General features: G+C 51.6%; 30 protein-coding genes. 29 read left to right on the forward strand and 1 reads right to left on the reverse strand.

What is annotated here, in order from left to right; genetic code table 11:
- Window positions 1-6 precede the first annotated feature (6 nt).
- The 29 genes from ACJMM9_RS08105 to ACJMM9_RS08245 all read left to right on the forward strand — a co-directional run bounded on the left by ACJMM9_RS08105 (window position 7) and on the right by ACJMM9_RS08245 (window position 14650).
- The gene (locus ACJMM9_RS08105) at window positions 7-285 is read left to right on the forward strand and encodes a hypothetical protein (RefSeq protein ID WP_405325587.1); all 279 of its coding nucleotides are present in this window, start codon (window positions 7-9) and stop codon (window positions 283-285) included.
- Window positions 269-652 carry a hypothetical protein gene (locus ACJMM9_RS08110; protein ID WP_405325589.1) on the forward strand — a complete coding sequence of 128 codons (384 nt, stop codon included), beginning with the start codon at window positions 269-271 and terminating at the stop codon, window positions 650-652. The genes ACJMM9_RS08105 and ACJMM9_RS08110 overlap by 17 nt, the downstream gene beginning before the upstream one ends.
- Window positions 645-962: a hypothetical protein gene (locus ACJMM9_RS08115; RefSeq protein ID WP_405325591.1), complete on the forward strand. Its 318-nt coding sequence runs from the start codon at window positions 645-647 to the stop codon at window positions 960-962. The genes ACJMM9_RS08110 and ACJMM9_RS08115 overlap by 8 nt, the downstream gene beginning before the upstream one ends.
- 11 nt (window positions 963-973) lie before the next feature.
- Complete coding sequence (locus ACJMM9_RS08120; protein WP_405325592.1) at window positions 974-1180, forward strand: hypothetical protein; 207 nt, start codon at window positions 974-976, stop codon at window positions 1178-1180.
- On the forward strand, window positions 1177-1332 hold the full coding sequence (locus tag ACJMM9_RS08125) for a hypothetical protein (protein WP_405325594.1): 156 nt from the start codon (window positions 1177-1179) through the stop codon (window positions 1330-1332). The genes ACJMM9_RS08120 and ACJMM9_RS08125 overlap by 4 nt, the downstream gene beginning before the upstream one ends.
- Window positions 1317-2150 (forward strand): hypothetical protein, encoded by an 834-nt coding sequence (locus ACJMM9_RS08130; RefSeq protein ID WP_405325596.1) that lies wholly within the window; start codon window positions 1317-1319, stop codon window positions 2148-2150. Before ACJMM9_RS08125 ends, ACJMM9_RS08130 begins: the two co-directional genes overlap by 16 nt.
- A 9-nt stretch (window positions 2151-2159) precedes the next feature.
- Complete coding sequence (locus tag ACJMM9_RS08135; RefSeq protein WP_405325598.1) at window positions 2160-2549, forward strand: DUF5758 domain-containing protein; 390 nt, start codon at window positions 2160-2162, stop codon at window positions 2547-2549.
- 343 nt (window positions 2550-2892) lie between these two features.
- Window positions 2893-3447 carry a hypothetical protein gene (locus ACJMM9_RS08140; protein WP_405325600.1) on the forward strand — a complete coding sequence of 185 codons (555 nt, stop codon included), beginning with the start codon at window positions 2893-2895 and terminating at the stop codon, window positions 3445-3447.
- Window positions 3448-3546: 99 nt separating this feature from the next.
- Window positions 3547-5220: a DNA translocase FtsK gene (locus ACJMM9_RS08145; protein ID WP_405325602.1), complete on the forward strand. Its 1674-nt coding sequence runs from the start codon at window positions 3547-3549 to the stop codon at window positions 5218-5220.
- A gap of 69 nt (window positions 5221-5289) precedes the next feature.
- Entirely contained in the window at window positions 5290-5751 is a 462-nt protein-coding gene (locus tag ACJMM9_RS08150; protein ID WP_405325604.1) for a hypothetical protein, read from the forward strand.
- A gap of 65 nt (window positions 5752-5816) precedes the next feature.
- The gene (locus tag ACJMM9_RS08155; RefSeq protein ID WP_405325606.1) at window positions 5817-6116 is read left to right on the forward strand and encodes a hypothetical protein; all 300 of its coding nucleotides are present in this window, start codon (window positions 5817-5819) and stop codon (window positions 6114-6116) included.
- A gap of 8 nt (window positions 6117-6124) precedes the next feature.
- Entirely contained in the window at window positions 6125-6355 is a 231-nt protein-coding gene (locus tag ACJMM9_RS08160) for a hypothetical protein (RefSeq protein WP_405325608.1), read from the forward strand.
- Window positions 6348-6623: a hypothetical protein gene (locus ACJMM9_RS08165; RefSeq protein ID WP_405325609.1), complete on the forward strand. Its 276-nt coding sequence runs from the start codon at window positions 6348-6350 to the stop codon at window positions 6621-6623. The genes ACJMM9_RS08160 and ACJMM9_RS08165 overlap by 8 nt, the downstream gene beginning before the upstream one ends.
- 23 nt (window positions 6624-6646) lie before the next feature.
- Window positions 6647-7276 (forward strand): hypothetical protein, encoded by a 630-nt coding sequence (locus ACJMM9_RS08170; protein WP_405325611.1) that lies wholly within the window; start codon window positions 6647-6649, stop codon window positions 7274-7276.
- 102 nt (window positions 7277-7378) lie between these two features.
- The gene (locus tag ACJMM9_RS08175; RefSeq protein ID WP_405325613.1) at window positions 7379-7588 is read left to right on the forward strand and encodes a hypothetical protein; all 210 of its coding nucleotides are present in this window, start codon (window positions 7379-7381) and stop codon (window positions 7586-7588) included.
- Between the two features lie 8 nt (window positions 7589-7596).
- The gene (locus tag ACJMM9_RS08180; RefSeq protein WP_405325615.1) at window positions 7597-7887 is read left to right on the forward strand and encodes a hypothetical protein; all 291 of its coding nucleotides are present in this window, start codon (window positions 7597-7599) and stop codon (window positions 7885-7887) included.
- A gap of 2 nt (window positions 7888-7889) precedes the next feature.
- Window positions 7890-8120 carry a hypothetical protein gene (locus tag ACJMM9_RS08185; protein WP_405325617.1) on the forward strand — a complete coding sequence of 77 codons (231 nt, stop codon included), beginning with the start codon at window positions 7890-7892 and terminating at the stop codon, window positions 8118-8120.
- 20 nt (window positions 8121-8140) lie between these two features.
- Window positions 8141-8611, forward strand: coding sequence for a hypothetical protein (locus tag ACJMM9_RS08190; RefSeq protein WP_405325619.1), 471 nt, complete (start codon window positions 8141-8143; stop codon window positions 8609-8611).
- A gap of 6 nt (window positions 8612-8617) precedes the next feature.
- Window positions 8618-9157 (forward strand): hypothetical protein, encoded by a 540-nt coding sequence (locus ACJMM9_RS08195; protein WP_405325621.1) that lies wholly within the window; start codon window positions 8618-8620, stop codon window positions 9155-9157.
- 1 nt (window position 9158) lies between these two features.
- Window positions 9159-9854 carry a hypothetical protein gene (locus ACJMM9_RS08200; RefSeq protein WP_405325623.1) on the forward strand — a complete coding sequence of 232 codons (696 nt, stop codon included), beginning with the start codon at window positions 9159-9161 and terminating at the stop codon, window positions 9852-9854.
- Between the two features lie 84 nt (window positions 9855-9938).
- Window positions 9939-10295 carry a hypothetical protein gene (locus ACJMM9_RS08205; protein ID WP_405325625.1) on the forward strand — a complete coding sequence of 119 codons (357 nt, stop codon included), beginning with the start codon at window positions 9939-9941 and terminating at the stop codon, window positions 10293-10295.
- Window positions 10288-10617: a hypothetical protein gene (locus ACJMM9_RS08210; protein WP_405325626.1), complete on the forward strand. Its 330-nt coding sequence runs from the start codon at window positions 10288-10290 to the stop codon at window positions 10615-10617. The genes ACJMM9_RS08205 and ACJMM9_RS08210 overlap by 8 nt, the downstream gene beginning before the upstream one ends.
- Window positions 10618-10686: 69 nt before the next feature.
- Window positions 10687-11184: a hypothetical protein gene (locus ACJMM9_RS08215; RefSeq protein ID WP_405325628.1), complete on the forward strand. Its 498-nt coding sequence runs from the start codon at window positions 10687-10689 to the stop codon at window positions 11182-11184.
- Between the two features lie 71 nt (window positions 11185-11255).
- Window positions 11256-11852: a hypothetical protein gene (locus tag ACJMM9_RS08220; protein WP_405325630.1), complete on the forward strand. Its 597-nt coding sequence runs from the start codon at window positions 11256-11258 to the stop codon at window positions 11850-11852.
- Window positions 11836-12141, forward strand: coding sequence for a hypothetical protein (locus tag ACJMM9_RS08225; RefSeq protein WP_405325632.1), 306 nt, complete (start codon window positions 11836-11838; stop codon window positions 12139-12141). The genes ACJMM9_RS08220 and ACJMM9_RS08225 overlap by 17 nt, the downstream gene beginning before the upstream one ends.
- Window positions 12141-12419 (forward strand): hypothetical protein, encoded by a 279-nt coding sequence (locus ACJMM9_RS08230; protein ID WP_405325634.1) that lies wholly within the window; start codon window positions 12141-12143, stop codon window positions 12417-12419. Before ACJMM9_RS08225 ends, ACJMM9_RS08230 begins: the two co-directional genes overlap by 1 nt.
- Window positions 12420-12428: 9 nt before the next feature.
- Window positions 12429-12770 carry a hypothetical protein gene (locus tag ACJMM9_RS08235; protein ID WP_405325636.1) on the forward strand — a complete coding sequence of 114 codons (342 nt, stop codon included), beginning with the start codon at window positions 12429-12431 and terminating at the stop codon, window positions 12768-12770.
- A gap of 14 nt (window positions 12771-12784) precedes the next feature.
- Complete coding sequence (locus ACJMM9_RS08240; protein ID WP_405325638.1) at window positions 12785-13543, forward strand: hypothetical protein; 759 nt, start codon at window positions 12785-12787, stop codon at window positions 13541-13543.
- Between the two features lie 21 nt (window positions 13544-13564).
- Complete coding sequence (locus ACJMM9_RS08245) at window positions 13565-14650, forward strand: hypothetical protein (protein ID WP_405325640.1); 1086 nt, start codon at window positions 13565-13567, stop codon at window positions 14648-14650.
- On the opposite strand, the gene ACJMM9_RS08250 is transcribed toward ACJMM9_RS08245, so the two are convergent.
- Window positions 14647-15330 (reverse strand): DUF4422 domain-containing protein, encoded by a 684-nt coding sequence (locus ACJMM9_RS08250; protein WP_405325642.1) that lies wholly within the window; start codon window positions 15328-15330, stop codon window positions 14647-14649. The two genes, ACJMM9_RS08245 and ACJMM9_RS08250, sit on opposite strands and share 4 nt — an antisense overlap.
- Window positions 15331-15336 lie beyond the last annotated feature (6 nt).

Here is a 15336-nt window from a genome sequence, read left to right on the forward strand (position 1 = left end):
TAAAATATGTCCGTAACGCTTTACCACATCTTGCTAGCCGTGTTTTTCATCGGATTTCTCGCCGAATGGTTTAACAACCGCAAGAAACACCCTTTCATCAGCCTCGCCGTCAACACTATTCTCGTCATCGTGCTGCTTCCGATTCTCTATTACGAGATAGCAAACAACATGATGTGGGATATCATCTTGGATTTTCTGATCGGCATATCGATCGGATATAGGGCGGCTGAAGCCGTAGACCACATCGACGACATCATAGGAGACGAAAATGACGATACACCATAACGGTTCCACCGTGAACATTACTTTGCTTGGAGGCACGACGATCGTCGCCGCTTGGGATGTCCTTGAAGAATCCTACGGCGCTGAACTCGACGTCGAAACCCTCACACACATCGTCCGCAAGGTTGAAAACTCGTCTGGCTACTCCTACATGACAGACGCGGAACGCGAAAAGGAGTTCTGGAAGGAACTCACGATGGCAGACCTCGTAAGGTGCCAAGAACGCTACGCGGAACGCTGCAAGAGTATGGACACCTACGATGCGTACGACGACACGCCGTTCAGCAGCCACGAAGTCGACCCGGAATGCCAGAAGCTCGAAGCATACATTGCGAAGGTCAAGAAGAAACTGGAGGCTCTTGATGGCTAAGGAATACCAGAATCTCGCAGACCAGAAATGGAACGAGTGGTGCGACAAGAACGGCATCACGAACAAGGAAACCTTGACGAGGGAACAGATCGTTCGCTTCCAAGACAGCGAAGAGTTCGGTGAAATCCTCGCCTCGCTTCCGCCAGACGCCCAGATCGCCTACTGCGTGTCCGTACGAGCATGGCCTCGGCTCAGGAAACTCTACGAGGAGTTCAAGAAGGAACAAGCATACTATCCGTATGCGATGATGCTGGAAGCCTTGTTCGCTCGGTACGAACAATGGAAGGCCAGTCAACCAAAACCCAACTAAGGAGAATGCACATGGCAACCTTTACGAAACAAGATGTAAGGAAGATGCTCTATCAAGCCGCCGACCAGATTAAGGAACTCGCAGACGATTACGTACAAGGTCGTCCGGCTGACATGGGCAAGATATCCCAGATTCACCTCGGCGTCAAGACTGGACTTGCCGTCATCGACGGATCCTGGGCACACGGCCTTGACAGCGAATTTCCGAAGCGCAAATGAGCTACGAAGAAGTCTACAAGAAAGGGCTGGCTGTCGGCTGGACTGGCTTGACCGTCCAAGAGCATGCCATCCTTCTCTATTACAAGGTCACTGAACGTGTCCTTGAATCCGAACGCACAACCAAAGGAGAATCCGAATGTTCCTCGAAATAATCTTGGCTGGTTTGGTCGCATACACCGCCCACAGCTCGGCCCACAATGCCGCCAATAACGCAACCGCATCGGTAATCAGCGAAGTCGAAAAGTCTACAAACAAGCTGGAACGCCATTTGTCCGTAGTCGATCTGAAGGTAGACCAGATCAGCATCAAGATAGACACCAACCAAGTCCGTCTTATGAGGGCGCTGACATGGCACGACTACATCCAGACGCTGCATGTCAAGGGCGCGAAGTACAAGGGCGACAACTTGTACGTGTACAAGGAGAAGCGCACCACCACGACGGCTAACCTCGTGACGAAGGAAGTCAAGGAAGTCAACGGTCGCTTTACCTTGCTCAAGAACTTCAACGACGATACAGAGAAGCTGTATGCAGAAGAGTACCTTGTCTACGAAAAGTTCCCAAATGGCGAGATAAAGGTATATGATGACCAAGGTCGCGTGTATATGCACACGAACCTATCGCACGACACCTACACATACTTGCCCAACGGAAAGACCCATTCAATCAAGTGGCACGACGGGGCTGTATGGATATACAAGTACGATAGGCACGGTCAGCCCATCGAAATCGAATCGTACAACATGCAGCCTACATCAAGGAAGCCAGTCCAGCCATTGGTTGAACTAGCCATCGACAAGTGGCAGAAATGCGTCCAGAGTCATCCAGTTGGCGCATGCGTGACGAAGTGCGACGGTTCAATGATGTACAATGTCTGGACGGGCCGGACATATCCGTCACACTGCTTCGACAAATGCAAAGCAGAACAGCAGTCCATTTGCGGAACAAAACCAGTCGGCCCAATAACGTAAGGAGAACCCATGTACGGATACAAGAAAGCGTGGTCTGCCAAAGGCCCAGTGGTAGTAAAGCTGGAGATCGACCCGACAACCGCCTTCATGGTGGTAGACATCGCGCACGAGCGTATGCGAGTGAACCAGTGCAAGGTGGTCGATATCCTAAACCTCGATGGGACAAAGGCCAAAGTCGATTTCGCCGCGTCCTACTACGATCCGTCGTTCATCTACTGCGTGGACGGAAAGACGATGACCATGGAGAAGTTCGATTTCCGTTCGAGGTCGCAGCATTCAAGGGGCATCCATTGCTACACCTCGTTCGAAAAGGCGGCAAGCTACAATGTGTTCATCCGTAGGTTCACTTGGCCTCTATGGAAGCTGAAGACGTGGGTGTTCTACGACGTTTGCTACTAGAGGAGTCCGAATGATCGATTGTACGCCCATTATCGTTGTCCTTGACCTACTTGTTTCCGCGCTGATAGCCGGAATGCTGTGGGGATTGAGGAACCCTGGCGACTTCGGCGGTCTGACCGACGAGGAATACGCAAGGGAAGAATTTAGGAAACAGCACCCAGGAAGGGAACTGGCGATCTACTTGACCCTATTCGTGATAGTGTCCGCCATATCACTTCCGATCGTGCTATCGCTGCACTGGCGAACGATCTGCATCTGTCCGTGATGTCGATACATGACTGATCCAAGGTCTGCGGGACTGCCCTCGCAGACCATTTTAACACGCACACGCAAGGAGACAACTATGAAGAAGCTCTTACTAATCATTCTCGCATTCGCCATGTCCGCAGTCGCGGTCGTGTTCGACAATACCATCAACCGCAAGGAAATGCGCATCTACATGCGCTCTGGGAACTGGAACACTGGCGACCGATACACTACCATGCCAGTCATCGTGAACGGCAAGGTGACTTGTCCCTACGTCGGCAGCATCTTCGCCGATCCGTACAAGGACGGCACATGTCCGGCGGTGAACGTGTACCACTTGGTACGCATAGCCAGATCCAATAAGGGTCTGGACTGCTATTACGACTACACGATAGGCAAGGACTTCATGTTCTCCGTCTACAACCAGCAAGGGTGTCCAGACATCCTAGCCGCATACGACGGACTAGAGTTCTTCCGTGGGGTCTACTTTGATTCCGTTGACAATTTCAAGCTGTACTACCCGGATTCGCTGCTCACGCAGACCTTCGAGGGCAACTTCGATTTGTATCCGAGGGTGAAGGCCCAGATCCGCTACCGACGGATCAACATGCGCAAGGACAAGAAGAACGAAGTAATCAGGTTCGGAGACTGATTCCGCCACGGCGGGACTGCCTCCTTTTGTTATAAAAATACACGCAAGGACTTGACAAAAGTCAAAATAAGAGTTATATTACTAGGCGGAGGTTTCACCATGCAGAAAGGTTGCTACAAGAAGTGCTACGGATTGGACTTGACCGATACTCACGCTATCGCCTATTACGGCATTGATACGCGGAACTTCAACTTACTAAAGGCTTGTTCCATCTTCAATGTCACTACCAACTTGGAAGGCAGCGCAGACCAAGACTTGTCCGAACGTGTCATCGAAGCGCTCAATAGCTTCGGTGTCCACGGCGTTCAAGTGGACAGCATCGAGTGCGGCCCCGTCGTGACTCGCGTGAACTTGAAGCTTCCGCGTGGTGTGCGCATCAAGACGGTTGCTGACTTGTCCAACGACCTCGCCATGCAGCTCACCGTGAAGAGCGCTTCGGTGACTTCCGTACCCGAAAAGGGCGTTCTTGCGCTTGACCTTCCGGCCAAGGATCGCAAGGTAGTCCGTCTCGGCAATGTCCATACCATGGCTTCGTCCAAGATGGCTCTGCCTCTCGAACTCGGTGTGACCGTCACTGGTGATGCTCGTGTCATCGACTTGGCTAAGGCACCGCATCTGCTGATTGCTGGACAGACAGGCTCTGGCAAGTCCGTCTGCATCAACTCGCTCATCTGCTCGTTGCTCCGCAACGTGTCGCTGAACGACTTCGACTTGATGCTCGTCGATCCGAAGGGCGTGGAACTGAACGAGTACCACTCGCTTCCCAACTGCATCAACAGAAAAATTCTTGTCGAGCCGAACGAATCCCTTGATGGACTCCGTTGGCTCTGCAAGGAAATGGATCGCCGCTACGAAATCCTTACCAAGTACGGCAAGCGCAACATCACCGTCTACAACGAATGGGTGAACACGCAGCCTGTCGGCAAGGATTGTGTCGAAAAGATGCGCTATGTTGTCTGTGTCGTCGACGAGTTCGCTGACTTGATGATGACTGCTGGCAACGAGCTGACGGAAATCGTGCAGAGACTCGCTCAGAAGAGCCGTGCGGTTGGCATCCACCTGGTTCTCGCCACGCAGAGACCGTCCGTCAAGGTGGTCACTGGCGACCTCAAGGCTAACTTGCCGTGCCGCATCGCATTCAAGGTAAGTTCGTCTACCGACTCCGTGACCATCCTCGGTCATGGCGGTGCCGAACGCTTGCTCGGCATGGGCGACATGATCCTCAGCAGCAACGATGCTGACGAGCGCTTGCATGGCGTGTACTTGACCGATGACGAAATTCACAACATGACTTCGTTGCTCTCAATCGCACCCGTCAACACCATCACCCGTACCGTCGACTATGTCAGCGGACATGTCTCAAACACATTGGGCATTCCGTCTTGGCTTCTCGAAACCATGAGCGAATGCGGTCATCGCTCCCTCGCTAGCGGTTCTCCGTCTTGGCTTGTCAAGCTGGTCGAAATCAACCGCAAGGTGTGGGCTGATGTCCCGCAAGCCGTCACTGGTGTCCACATGGGCGTGGCGATGTGCCGAATGGCTAAGTTCTTCGGCGAAGTCGAAGCGATCCGTCCGATCGTCGAAAAGACCTTGTTCGGAAAGGATGTGGTGTCTCGTAGCTCTGTGGGCGTGTACGAGCAGATTGTCGATACGATGATCCGCTTGGATGTGTGGAGCGCCTACGGCATTGGCTACAGACCGACCATCGCCGACAAGGCTCGTAACCGCACGGCGGAAGTCAATCAGTCGCTCGTCTACTTGAAGGCGGTCTAACTGATTCAATGGGTACGGGGCTGCCACGGCTCCGTATCCATTTTTCACAAACTAACCAAAGGAATCAATATGAAAACTGGATTAAAAGACCTCAAGGGCAATGAAATTAACATCGGCGACAAGTTTCGATTCATTTATACGGATCCTATGGGCAAGCCGTTTCCGGATACGCTCGATGACGGCTTGTACGAGATCGCCTATGAACACGGCGCTGTCGTAGCCAAGTACATCGAAGGCCACGGCGTAGAGACCGAGAACCCTCGCCTTCTCCGTAACTGGATAGAGACAGAGGAAGGCCGCTACATCAGCAACTACGGCAATCTTACCGTCTTCAAGAACGATGTCGTGCTTGGCGAAGTCGTCGAAAAGGGCCCTGGCGAACTCGATATCGAGAAGCTTCTCATGACGCTCATCGACAACATCGACTATGTCTACGCAAAGACCGACGGCACGTACGGAGACTTGCATCCGAACATCGCCGGAAATGTGCAGTACATCCGCGACCAGATCCGCAAGCACAACAAAGATTAACTTTTTAGCTACTGCCTATTGACAAACCAGTAGGTAGAAGTTATATTTTAACCAGAGGTAGAAACATGATTAGATTCAAGGTCACATCGACCCACGTAAACCCGGCCTACAGACCGAAAATAACTTGGACGAACACCAAGGAAGAAGCCGAAGCTGTCAAGGCACACGAGTCTCCGATCGCCGTCAGCGACATTCAAGAATGTGAAGTTCCTGATGTCATGTACGAAAAGATCAAGGCTCGTCTCTCCGAAAGCGAACAGTTCTGCAAGCTGGACGAATACGACAAGTTCGACGACATCTATATGTGCTATCGTCGGATGCTCTGCTCCATCGACGATTTCTACGACGGTCGCTACGCCTACTAGGAGCCGCCATGAAGACAAAGTATATGATTCGTCGTGAGTTCTACGGACTCATGCCTAAGCTGGGTGTATTCGACACCAAGGAGCTTGCCGAACGGCAGATTCAGTTGCTTCCAGAAGTAATGACGGACTACGACCACTTCGCCGTAGAGGAAATACCTTGTCCGGAATGCGAGGAAGAGTTCACCATCGACTTCCGTCGATCAAACAAGAAACACGATGAGGAAAAATCCAATGGTTAAATTCTACAAAGTCAGTTTGTCGCTCACTGGACTGATGTGCCTAGCGTCTGGCGTATACACGATATGGCGTTTCGACAAGTGGAATGATGGCGTTCTCCAAGTGATTCTGGGAACGATCTTACTGGTCGGCTACATCCTCTTGGATGTCTTGTCGAATATGGCGATCGTCACCAAGGTTGAAGTCATCAAGCCGGACAACATGGACGTGAAAATCGTCAGCAAGAACTGTTCCGACGGCGACGGGACTGCCTCGAACAACGATAAATAAGGCACACGCGAAGAGGTAAACAAATGAAAATCACCGAAAAGCAGTTTCTGAAGCTCGTCCGAATCACACAGATACTCCGAGCCGAATTCAAGCGCATCGTCAGTATCGAGTTGCTTGGTCGTCCCCAGTTCGAGAAAGAGTGCAAGGATCCCAAGACGGCATATCCCTTGGTCAAGCCGAAAGACCAGCACATCGCCATCGTGGTTTACAAGGGCACGAAAACCGACATCAAGGTTGCGTTGTCCGACAACAAGTCTCCGGTCAACGCTCTGCACAAGTGTTTGTATCACTTGATGAACGTATTAAGTCCGAATAACAAGCAGTCCAAGACGATCGCCAAGATCATCGACCGACTCAACGAACTCGATGCAGCCGAATGCGGTTACGCATACTTGGTCAAGTTCGGTGTCTGCCACGACGGCGACTTCGACTACGGTATCAGCCAAGTTCCGTATTCGTCTCGCAAGAAGGCCGCAAAAGCCGCAGAAGAACTTACTCGTCAGCTCGGAGTCCAGAACCATCGAATCATCGGTGCGACTGCGAAGGACTTCGAAAAGGGTGGCGTGGTCGATTGTCCGATTTCTCGTGGCGGCAACGGCTACCAAGTCGCAATACTCGCATACGCCGTCTTCCCGGAGAAGTACGGAGTATAACAAACAAATTCGTAGCCACGTCGAGTGGCGTGGCTACTTTTCAACAAATTAAACAAAAAGGAAATTTTTATGCGCTGTGGATTACGAAAAATTGATAAGTCTATGCAAGACATCGTCAAGAACGCTGTACGAAGCGGTCGATGGGAACAGAAATGGGGTCGAAAGCACATGAAGCTCGTCATGAAGGATACTCCTTCCAAGTGGATCCCCATTGCTGGCTCCTCTCGCGACCAGGCCCACGCAGCCAAGAACTTGACTTCCGAAATCCGCCGTCTCGAAAGAGAAGCTGGCTTCACTGAATTTTCTGTGTAGGGGTCAAAATGACTTTTGACGAATACGAACAAAAACAGCACGAAGTCGACATGTTCAGAATGAATGTACAGTGTGCAATCTGCGGAGTTCTTGGCATCAATGCTGGCGACACCGACGGATCCACATTCCACTTCAACCGCGTAAGCGAAACCGATATAGAATACCATATCGACTACGTGGATGGTCGCCGCAAGCCAATCGACCGCAAGATGGACATCAAGCTCGTAGAGCTTGCAATGGAAGGCAACGTGGCCATGGCGCGTGACCAGTACCTTGAACTTTATTGCCGAGCGAGGTAAGTATGGCAATCGAAAACATCGAAGACTATTGGCGAGGAGAACCGAACTTCGGACTCCGCAGACAAGAATGGGTGATCGAAGTCGACTGCCGAGGCACCGACATCGAAGACATCATTCCGAGACAGCGCATCAAGCTGGCGACTACCAATCTCAAACAGCCTAGCGACGACAGATTCATTAGCATGTGCGCTATGGGACTGGTGCCGACTGTTGGCGAATTACTCACAAGATAATCACAAAAGGAATTACAACCATGTTTACGAAAATCAGCAACTTCATTGAACGCATTTCCGAATGGTTCTTGTGGAGAAGCATCAAGAAGAAACTGCGCCCATTTGTCAAGGTAAGGAAGGTATTGCAGCCGAACGAAGTTCCGAGCTACATGCATCTCATTCTTCGTTCGCTCCAGAATCGCGAGTATTCCGGAATCATCTTGCTGTCCAACAACAAGCGGATCTACAACTACATCAAGCGGACTCTGGGCGATACCAATACGGTGTTCTTCCGTGAGCCGTTCACCTTCGATCCGGACAAGCTCTTCGCCAAGATCAAGGAGAACGCCAATCCTCTCCATGTCGATTATGCGGTGACTGGCTACGAGAACGACTCTCCGTTCTACATTCTGGCTGTGCCGAACGACAGACTGAACCAAGATCGGCGGGACTGCCACAAGAAACCATTGAATAAGCGCACCAAAAACCACAACAAACACAACAAGGAGTAATCAACCATGTTTACCACACTCAGTATCCTCGTCTACCTCGCAGAAGTTATCGAACGTGTCGAAGACGTCACCTTCGGAATCGGTCTGTTCTTCGGCATTTCCGCCTGTATCTCGCTCATCGTAATGGGCTGTGCCGCTGCTGAAAACGAGTTCGACACGGCGAAGACTAGCGTCAAGAAGTGGTGCAAGTACACATTCATCAGCATGATCGTCGCAGTCGTGTTCATTGCCTTGTCCGCTTTAGTTCCGACCAAGAAGGCCGTATACATGATCGCTGGCATACAAGCCGCCGAATACCTGGTCAACACCGAAACCGCCAAGGACATCGGCAACGAAGGCGTCAAGATCTTCAAGGACGTTGGAACCATCATCCACAGCTATGCGGTTGATGCGGTCGGCACAGTGAAGGAAACGGTCACTGACGGAGCCAAGAAGGCGGTTGAAACTACTAGCAAGGTAGTCGACGCCGTGAAGGACAGTGCATCTTCTGTGGTGAAGGAAACCGTCAAGGAAACCGTCAAGGAAACCATAGGCACGGACAAGTGATATGATTGACACGAAGTTCGAAGAAGAAATTTCTGTACAGCTTGCTCAGCGCATCGAAGCTCGCATGCCGTTCGCCCAGAAAATCTATGACGCGGTAGGCAGTTTCTATGTGGCTGGCAACAGCCTCAACGAGGAAGCCCCGAACGATTTCGACATATACCCCGTATGGAGGAATCAGTTCGACGATGTCCGCAGCAAGATCGGCGAAGACAATGTAGTGTGCGTGACGAAGAACGCCGTTACGGCGAAGATCGATGGCAGAACCGTCCAGTTCTGCAACTACTTCAAGCCGTCGCTCGAAGAACTTCTGAAGTCATTCGACTTCGCCCATGTCCAAGTGGGAGCGAGGTTCACCAAGGCGCTCAACGGTTCTCCGATAAGCCACGTGGACTTCACGCCTGACTGGCTCGTCGCCAAGTCCACCGGGCAGACGTTCTATACACATTCCGAATATCCTATTTCCTCGCTCGTTCGTATCAACAAGTACATCAAGCGTGGAAACTATATCGGAAAGTCGTATATCAGGGATGTCATCCGCATCTTGACCGACATCCTCAACCGTGGCATCGAGGACTACGAAGACTTCAAGGATCAGCTCGACGCCATCGACCTCGGATTGTTCGGAGAAGACGCCAGTACGGTTATCGGACTGTTCCACGCATTCCAGCACGTGAAGCCGACTCCGACGGCAGAATGACACGAACCTCGCGGGACTGCCTCGCGCCGAGATGCAAGTGGCAGCCACCGAAACTAATTCACCCTCAAACAAAGGAGCTTGACCATGGCTAAGAAAGACAACATCGCAGTACGTTATGAAGCGTTCCAGAAGCGACCGGGCAGCATGAACAATGCGCTCCGCAATTTCTCCAGAATCACTGAAGAGACCTATGCTAGCTTCAAGTCCGTCGTGGCAGATCATGCCGATATCGGCAAGGCCGCCATCGTCATCATGGCAAGCAACTTTGCCTCCCATCTGGTGAAGCTCGCCACCGACGAGTCCAAGGACAAGGCGCGTCGCATTTACGAAGTGTCTGGTGCTATCGCACCCATGTACGAAATGATGTACGATCGTCTGACCAAGGAGACTATCGAAGACATGCTCAAGCAAGTGGGAACGGAGGAAAGTCCCAATGCGTAAGTTCCTTCTAGTCCTCTTTCTGCCGACATTGATTTTCGCTTCGATGAAGCTGGAGTGCGGTGTATTCGCTGGTGCGTGGGAAAGCGTCACCAAGCAGAAGATCGAACCGCCTACCGAATGCTTCGCCGAGACGAAGTCGATGGCGGCGTTCTCCAAGAACCTCGACCGTGCTTGGATCCTCGACTCCGACAAGTACATCTTCTGTGAGTTCAGCGCACCCAACATGAACTACTCGTGTATCGTCAACAGTGCGGACACGACAAGTATCGTTCCTAGCTATATTGTCAACACGCACTACAACCTTAAAAAATTTTTACATTAGGAAGTAACTCGACTGTCAAGGTCTTTACTATATTTCATCACATCAACAACCCTTAACAAAGGAAAAGGAATGAATACCAATACAGCAGAAACTAAGACTACTGGAGATCTTTCACGAAAGAACCTCCCCTACACCGTCCAAGAAGACAAGAAGCTTCGCGATGGTGCAACCACGCTTCCTGGCCGTACGCTGAAGGCCGTGTATCAGCGCCGTCGTCAGCTCGGACTCGTGAAGCAAGCCGCGTGGAATGAGGATGAACTCAAACTCGCTCGTCAGAACATCGTTCCGGCTGGCCGTACTAAGGCAGCGCTCCGCTGTCTCCGCCACAAGCTCGGCCTTAACAAGAAGACCACCATGACCGCTAGCGGCCAGATGGAACTGACGCTTGCTCCGGTGTCCGCACACAACAACCAGCACATTTCCGACATCGTCGGCAAGTTCGTGAAGACCGTGACCATTCTCCGCAAGAGTGGAATGTCCGTCGCCGACATCGCCGACCAGACTGGCAAGACCAAGGAACAGGTGCAGAACGCCATCAATCTGTCCGATTCTCTCCGTTCCAAATAATTTTTAATTATCGCAATGGGAGTCTGGGCGTGTACCGGATTCCCATTTTTATAGCACAAAGAGGTGTTTGTATGGAAAAAGTTTTTACCAAGCGCGTATACAACAAGTGGACGCCCGAAGAGGACGACATGATCCGCCGTGGCGAGATTCCGCCCAACCATCCGAGCTACGCCAACTGTCTAACTCGCGCACGTAAGCTGGGCTTCAAGTTCGTCAAGAAGCGCCAAGAAGGAGGCCGCTGGAGCGAACTCCAGGACAACATGGTGCGCAAGGGCGTGGTGCCCCCAGAGAAGGGTCTGGAACGCGCCATACAGCGAGGAAACGAGCTTGGCGTAGACTTCTTGAAGCTGTTCTACGAGAAGATGGACACCAACGGCTTGCAAGGGCTTACGAAGGACGAACGCATGCTCATCATGGCCGCGAACGAGAACTCCTTGAAGGAGTTCAAGGTCAAGGACAGCGCTTCGATACACCGAGCCGCGCAGCGAGGAAAGAAATTCTTCTTGATGCATGCGAAGTCGCTGCTCTCGATTCAGGACATCGCGAACAAGGAGAACTGTTCTCGACAGAATGTCCACCGACTGATCGATGCGTACAAGATCCAGTATTTCAACGAACACTGTTTCGACCAAGCGGTCAAGGAAGCTGAAGATGAAGGAATTCTTTAAGGATGTGGGCTGGAATGCGTTGTGCTTTACTGGCGCACTCATCTTGCTGACGGTCGCACTCGTGCTGCTTGCCGCCGTCGTGGCTCCGTGCTTCATCGTGCCCGGTCTGCTGGTCGAACACTGGGGCAAGACGTGGTATACGATACTTCTTGGGTTGGCGTCCATTATCGTGTACTGGAGTATTGTCGATGTCATCAGTTCAGCCATTTATCGCAAGATTACTGGCCGTCCAAAGCTCAAGCGAGGCGAGATCTACATTGAATACGCCGAATCTGGAGAACGTTCGTAATGAGTATCGCATTGTTCCTTCTTGCATTTGTTGGTGGAGTTTTACTCACTGCTTCCGTGATCCGTCGCAGATACGAAATCACCTTATGGATAATCGCGATTGCTGTGTCGATTTGGCTCGGCTGCAATTACGATCCGCAACGCCGACACGCCAGCATGGCTCCCGACTACAAGGCGTACATCGACTACCGTAACGAGTACAAGCAGCAGCACAATCCGCAGTACCGATACAAGTACGTCGGTGACAACATGTACGAAAAAGTTCGTATAAATTACTAGAGGTTTAACATGGCAAAGCAGAAAGCGTCCATCTTGGACTGGACGGTAAATAAGGAGTCCAAGGAGAAGTACCAGCTCAAGTTCCGTCTGGAGAACTTGCCTGGTGTGGGCACCCTCGAAATGGTTGCTGGCGAATGCGTCGCCGACAGTCCGGTTACGGCTGGCAAGGCGATGGAAGCAAACTTGCAGCGCCGCGTCGGGGCTGCCAAGTACAAGTATGTAGCCGAGGCGAAGATCGTTGACGAGAACGGCAAGGATAGGGCTTTCTTGCAGATCGACAAGAGCTACAACAAACAAACCAATGCCTACGTCACCACGCCCTCGTGGGGACACTGGCTCAATGTATTTTAAGGAATTTATTTAAAATGAAAAACGTTATCTACATCGCCGATATCGACCAAGATATCGACGACCTCATCACCATCAGATACATGGCCGAGAGAAGCGTATTCCTCAAGGGAGTCGTTCTCGATCCGATGCCGACAAGCGACGTCGGCAAGGCCCGTGTGAAACTGATCGAGTCTTGGGGAGTCAAGGTGTTCGACAGCATCCCGGAAGATGCCGAACCGAAAAATCCGATGGGCGTCGCCGAACCGACGGAAATCGTCTATTGCGGCGGTGCGCTCACCAAGGTCGCCGAATACGTCAAGGATCACAAGCTCCAGCAGCTCGTGATGAACGGCGGATTCGTCGGCGAACCGATCGTGCCCTCGAACAAGGCGCTTCCGAAATTCCGTGGGAAGTCCGCCGTCCGTACTTTCAACTTCAACTGCGATGTCGCGGCTGCAGACGCCGTTCTGAAGTCCGACAACATCGAACAGATCATCCTCGTAGGCAAGAACGTCTGTCACGACGACAGAAACACCTTCGAGGTCATCTGGAAGGACGAGAAGTACCTCACCGAAGGACTTCCGGTCAGACCGGGAAAGAAACTGCACGACTTGCTTGCGGTATATGAAGGACTTGTGTTCTACGGCCTCAGTGGATACAAGGACAACCATGTGCTCGTATACAAGGAAGTGTACCCCTTCAACAACGGACTGAAGGGCAACATGACCGAGTGGGGCAGCTCGCTCGAACCTACTGGCTACAAGAAAGTCCTTGCCGCCGTGGGTTGGGTCTAGCATAATTAACTGGAGAGCATTATGACTGCTAAAAAATCTGAAATTGGTGCTGGCCTCATATCGTTCGACGAATGCATGGACATCTTCAAGCGCGGTGGCGACTGCCAGATGCAGTTTGATGGGAAGTGGATACCTTTCGAGCCAGAGGCAGTAATCCGCAAGTTCCGCCTAGCACCGCAGTTGTCCGAGAAGGACGGCCCCAAAGTTGTACGGTATGCGCTGTATCGTCTAGCGCAGATCATGTGCGAATACTGCCAGAATTTGGCTTTCGGTCTTCCAGAAAAAGGCCCTAAGCCCAACTGGAAGCACACCTATCCGGTCAAGTGGAATGAGAATCAGCCGAGGCTATATGGACGACTGAAAGACATTTTCAAGACGTATTTCCGTATAGTCTCTGCGCCGTACAAGAATGTAGATGTCGTCGGTAACGGCGTAGTCGGCGTTCCGCACTACATCATTCAACGTCGGTGCATTGACTCTGATCAGTGGGTTTCTGTATTCGCTGTTCGATACATGACGTACAACGGATACGACAAGTATGAATCTCGTCATTGCGCAACTTGGGAAGGCGCACATACGACGGACTGGGGAATCGTACTGATGTCCGACTTGGCTGGCAAATACATCCAAGAAGATCGATGCAACGGACATATCGACACGTCTCGCTATTTGAGGGCCGAAAGTACAGACCACTTTAATCGAGGCAAGACCGTTATCGTAAGGCAGCAGCGCATATTCACGCTCGACCCTACGAATAAGCCCGGTGACGAAGTGCTGCACAATATTGCATTGGTGCTGTCACACTATCTGGAACAGCTTTCCTCGCTTGATGTCCGCTTTCCGAACTTCAAGAGCTTCATCGACAAGCAGATTGCCGACATGATGGATTCGTCCTATACGATCTACAACGGCGAAAAATGCACTCACGTCACGATGAAGGAGTCTGTATTCAACGCGGTCAAAGAATACATGGAAGCAGTCATTGGTAAACTCAAGCATGGCGATTATTACCAAGACTATGTCTTTACCAAGGCGATCATGCTCCGCTACTTCAACGACAAGTACAACGACACGATCGACCGCGTCGATTATAGTTCGTCGTTCTAAATATTGGATCCGGCTCTGGCCAGGAAGTGCATCTCGACCTTCGTCGCGACGTAGTTTCTAAGGCCCCTAGAGCGTATCCAGTAGCCGAAAATATGTTCGGCAAGGTATCCGTCGATGCGGCGGTTAGAATCGCTCAGACCACGGTATTTGTCGAAAGCAGCCAACTTAGGGAACAGCCATTCGCAATACTCGTCCACCACGGACTTCGTGGAGACGAACATGTTGCACTGGACTAGTTCCCTTTCTTGCGTATAGTCGGCAAACTTGTCACCGAGTCCGTTGAACTTGCTGTTCATTATTTCAATGAACGCATTGAATTCGTCTGCTGGGCCAGCCTTCTGGAACCAGTCGTAGCCGGAGCTGAACCCGGTGACCTTGGGATGGTGGCGGAATCGGCAAGTGATGATGTCGTTATCCTTGAGGATAGTCTCGACTTCCTCCTTGCTCATTCGCTGCTTGTTCTTCTTCGGCGAGGCGAAGAAGCGTCTGTAGTGTTCCAGACCGACATACTTGGACGTGGCGTTCTTCCAGAGGTAGTACAAGCCAGTGAGTTCGCAGTACCAAGGGTTCAACGGGTCAATGTTCGCGCCTTCGTGAGGTGCGTCGACGATGAATTTCTCGCGGATATCGTCGCATTCAAGAAAGAGGTTCTTCGAGGAACCGACAACGTAAATACTCATGCTGTA

The sequence above is a fragment of the Fibrobacter sp. genome (assembly GCF_045112255.1).
In the GTDB taxonomy this organism is placed as follows: domain Bacteria; phylum Fibrobacterota; class Fibrobacteria; order Fibrobacterales; family Fibrobacteraceae; genus Fibrobacter.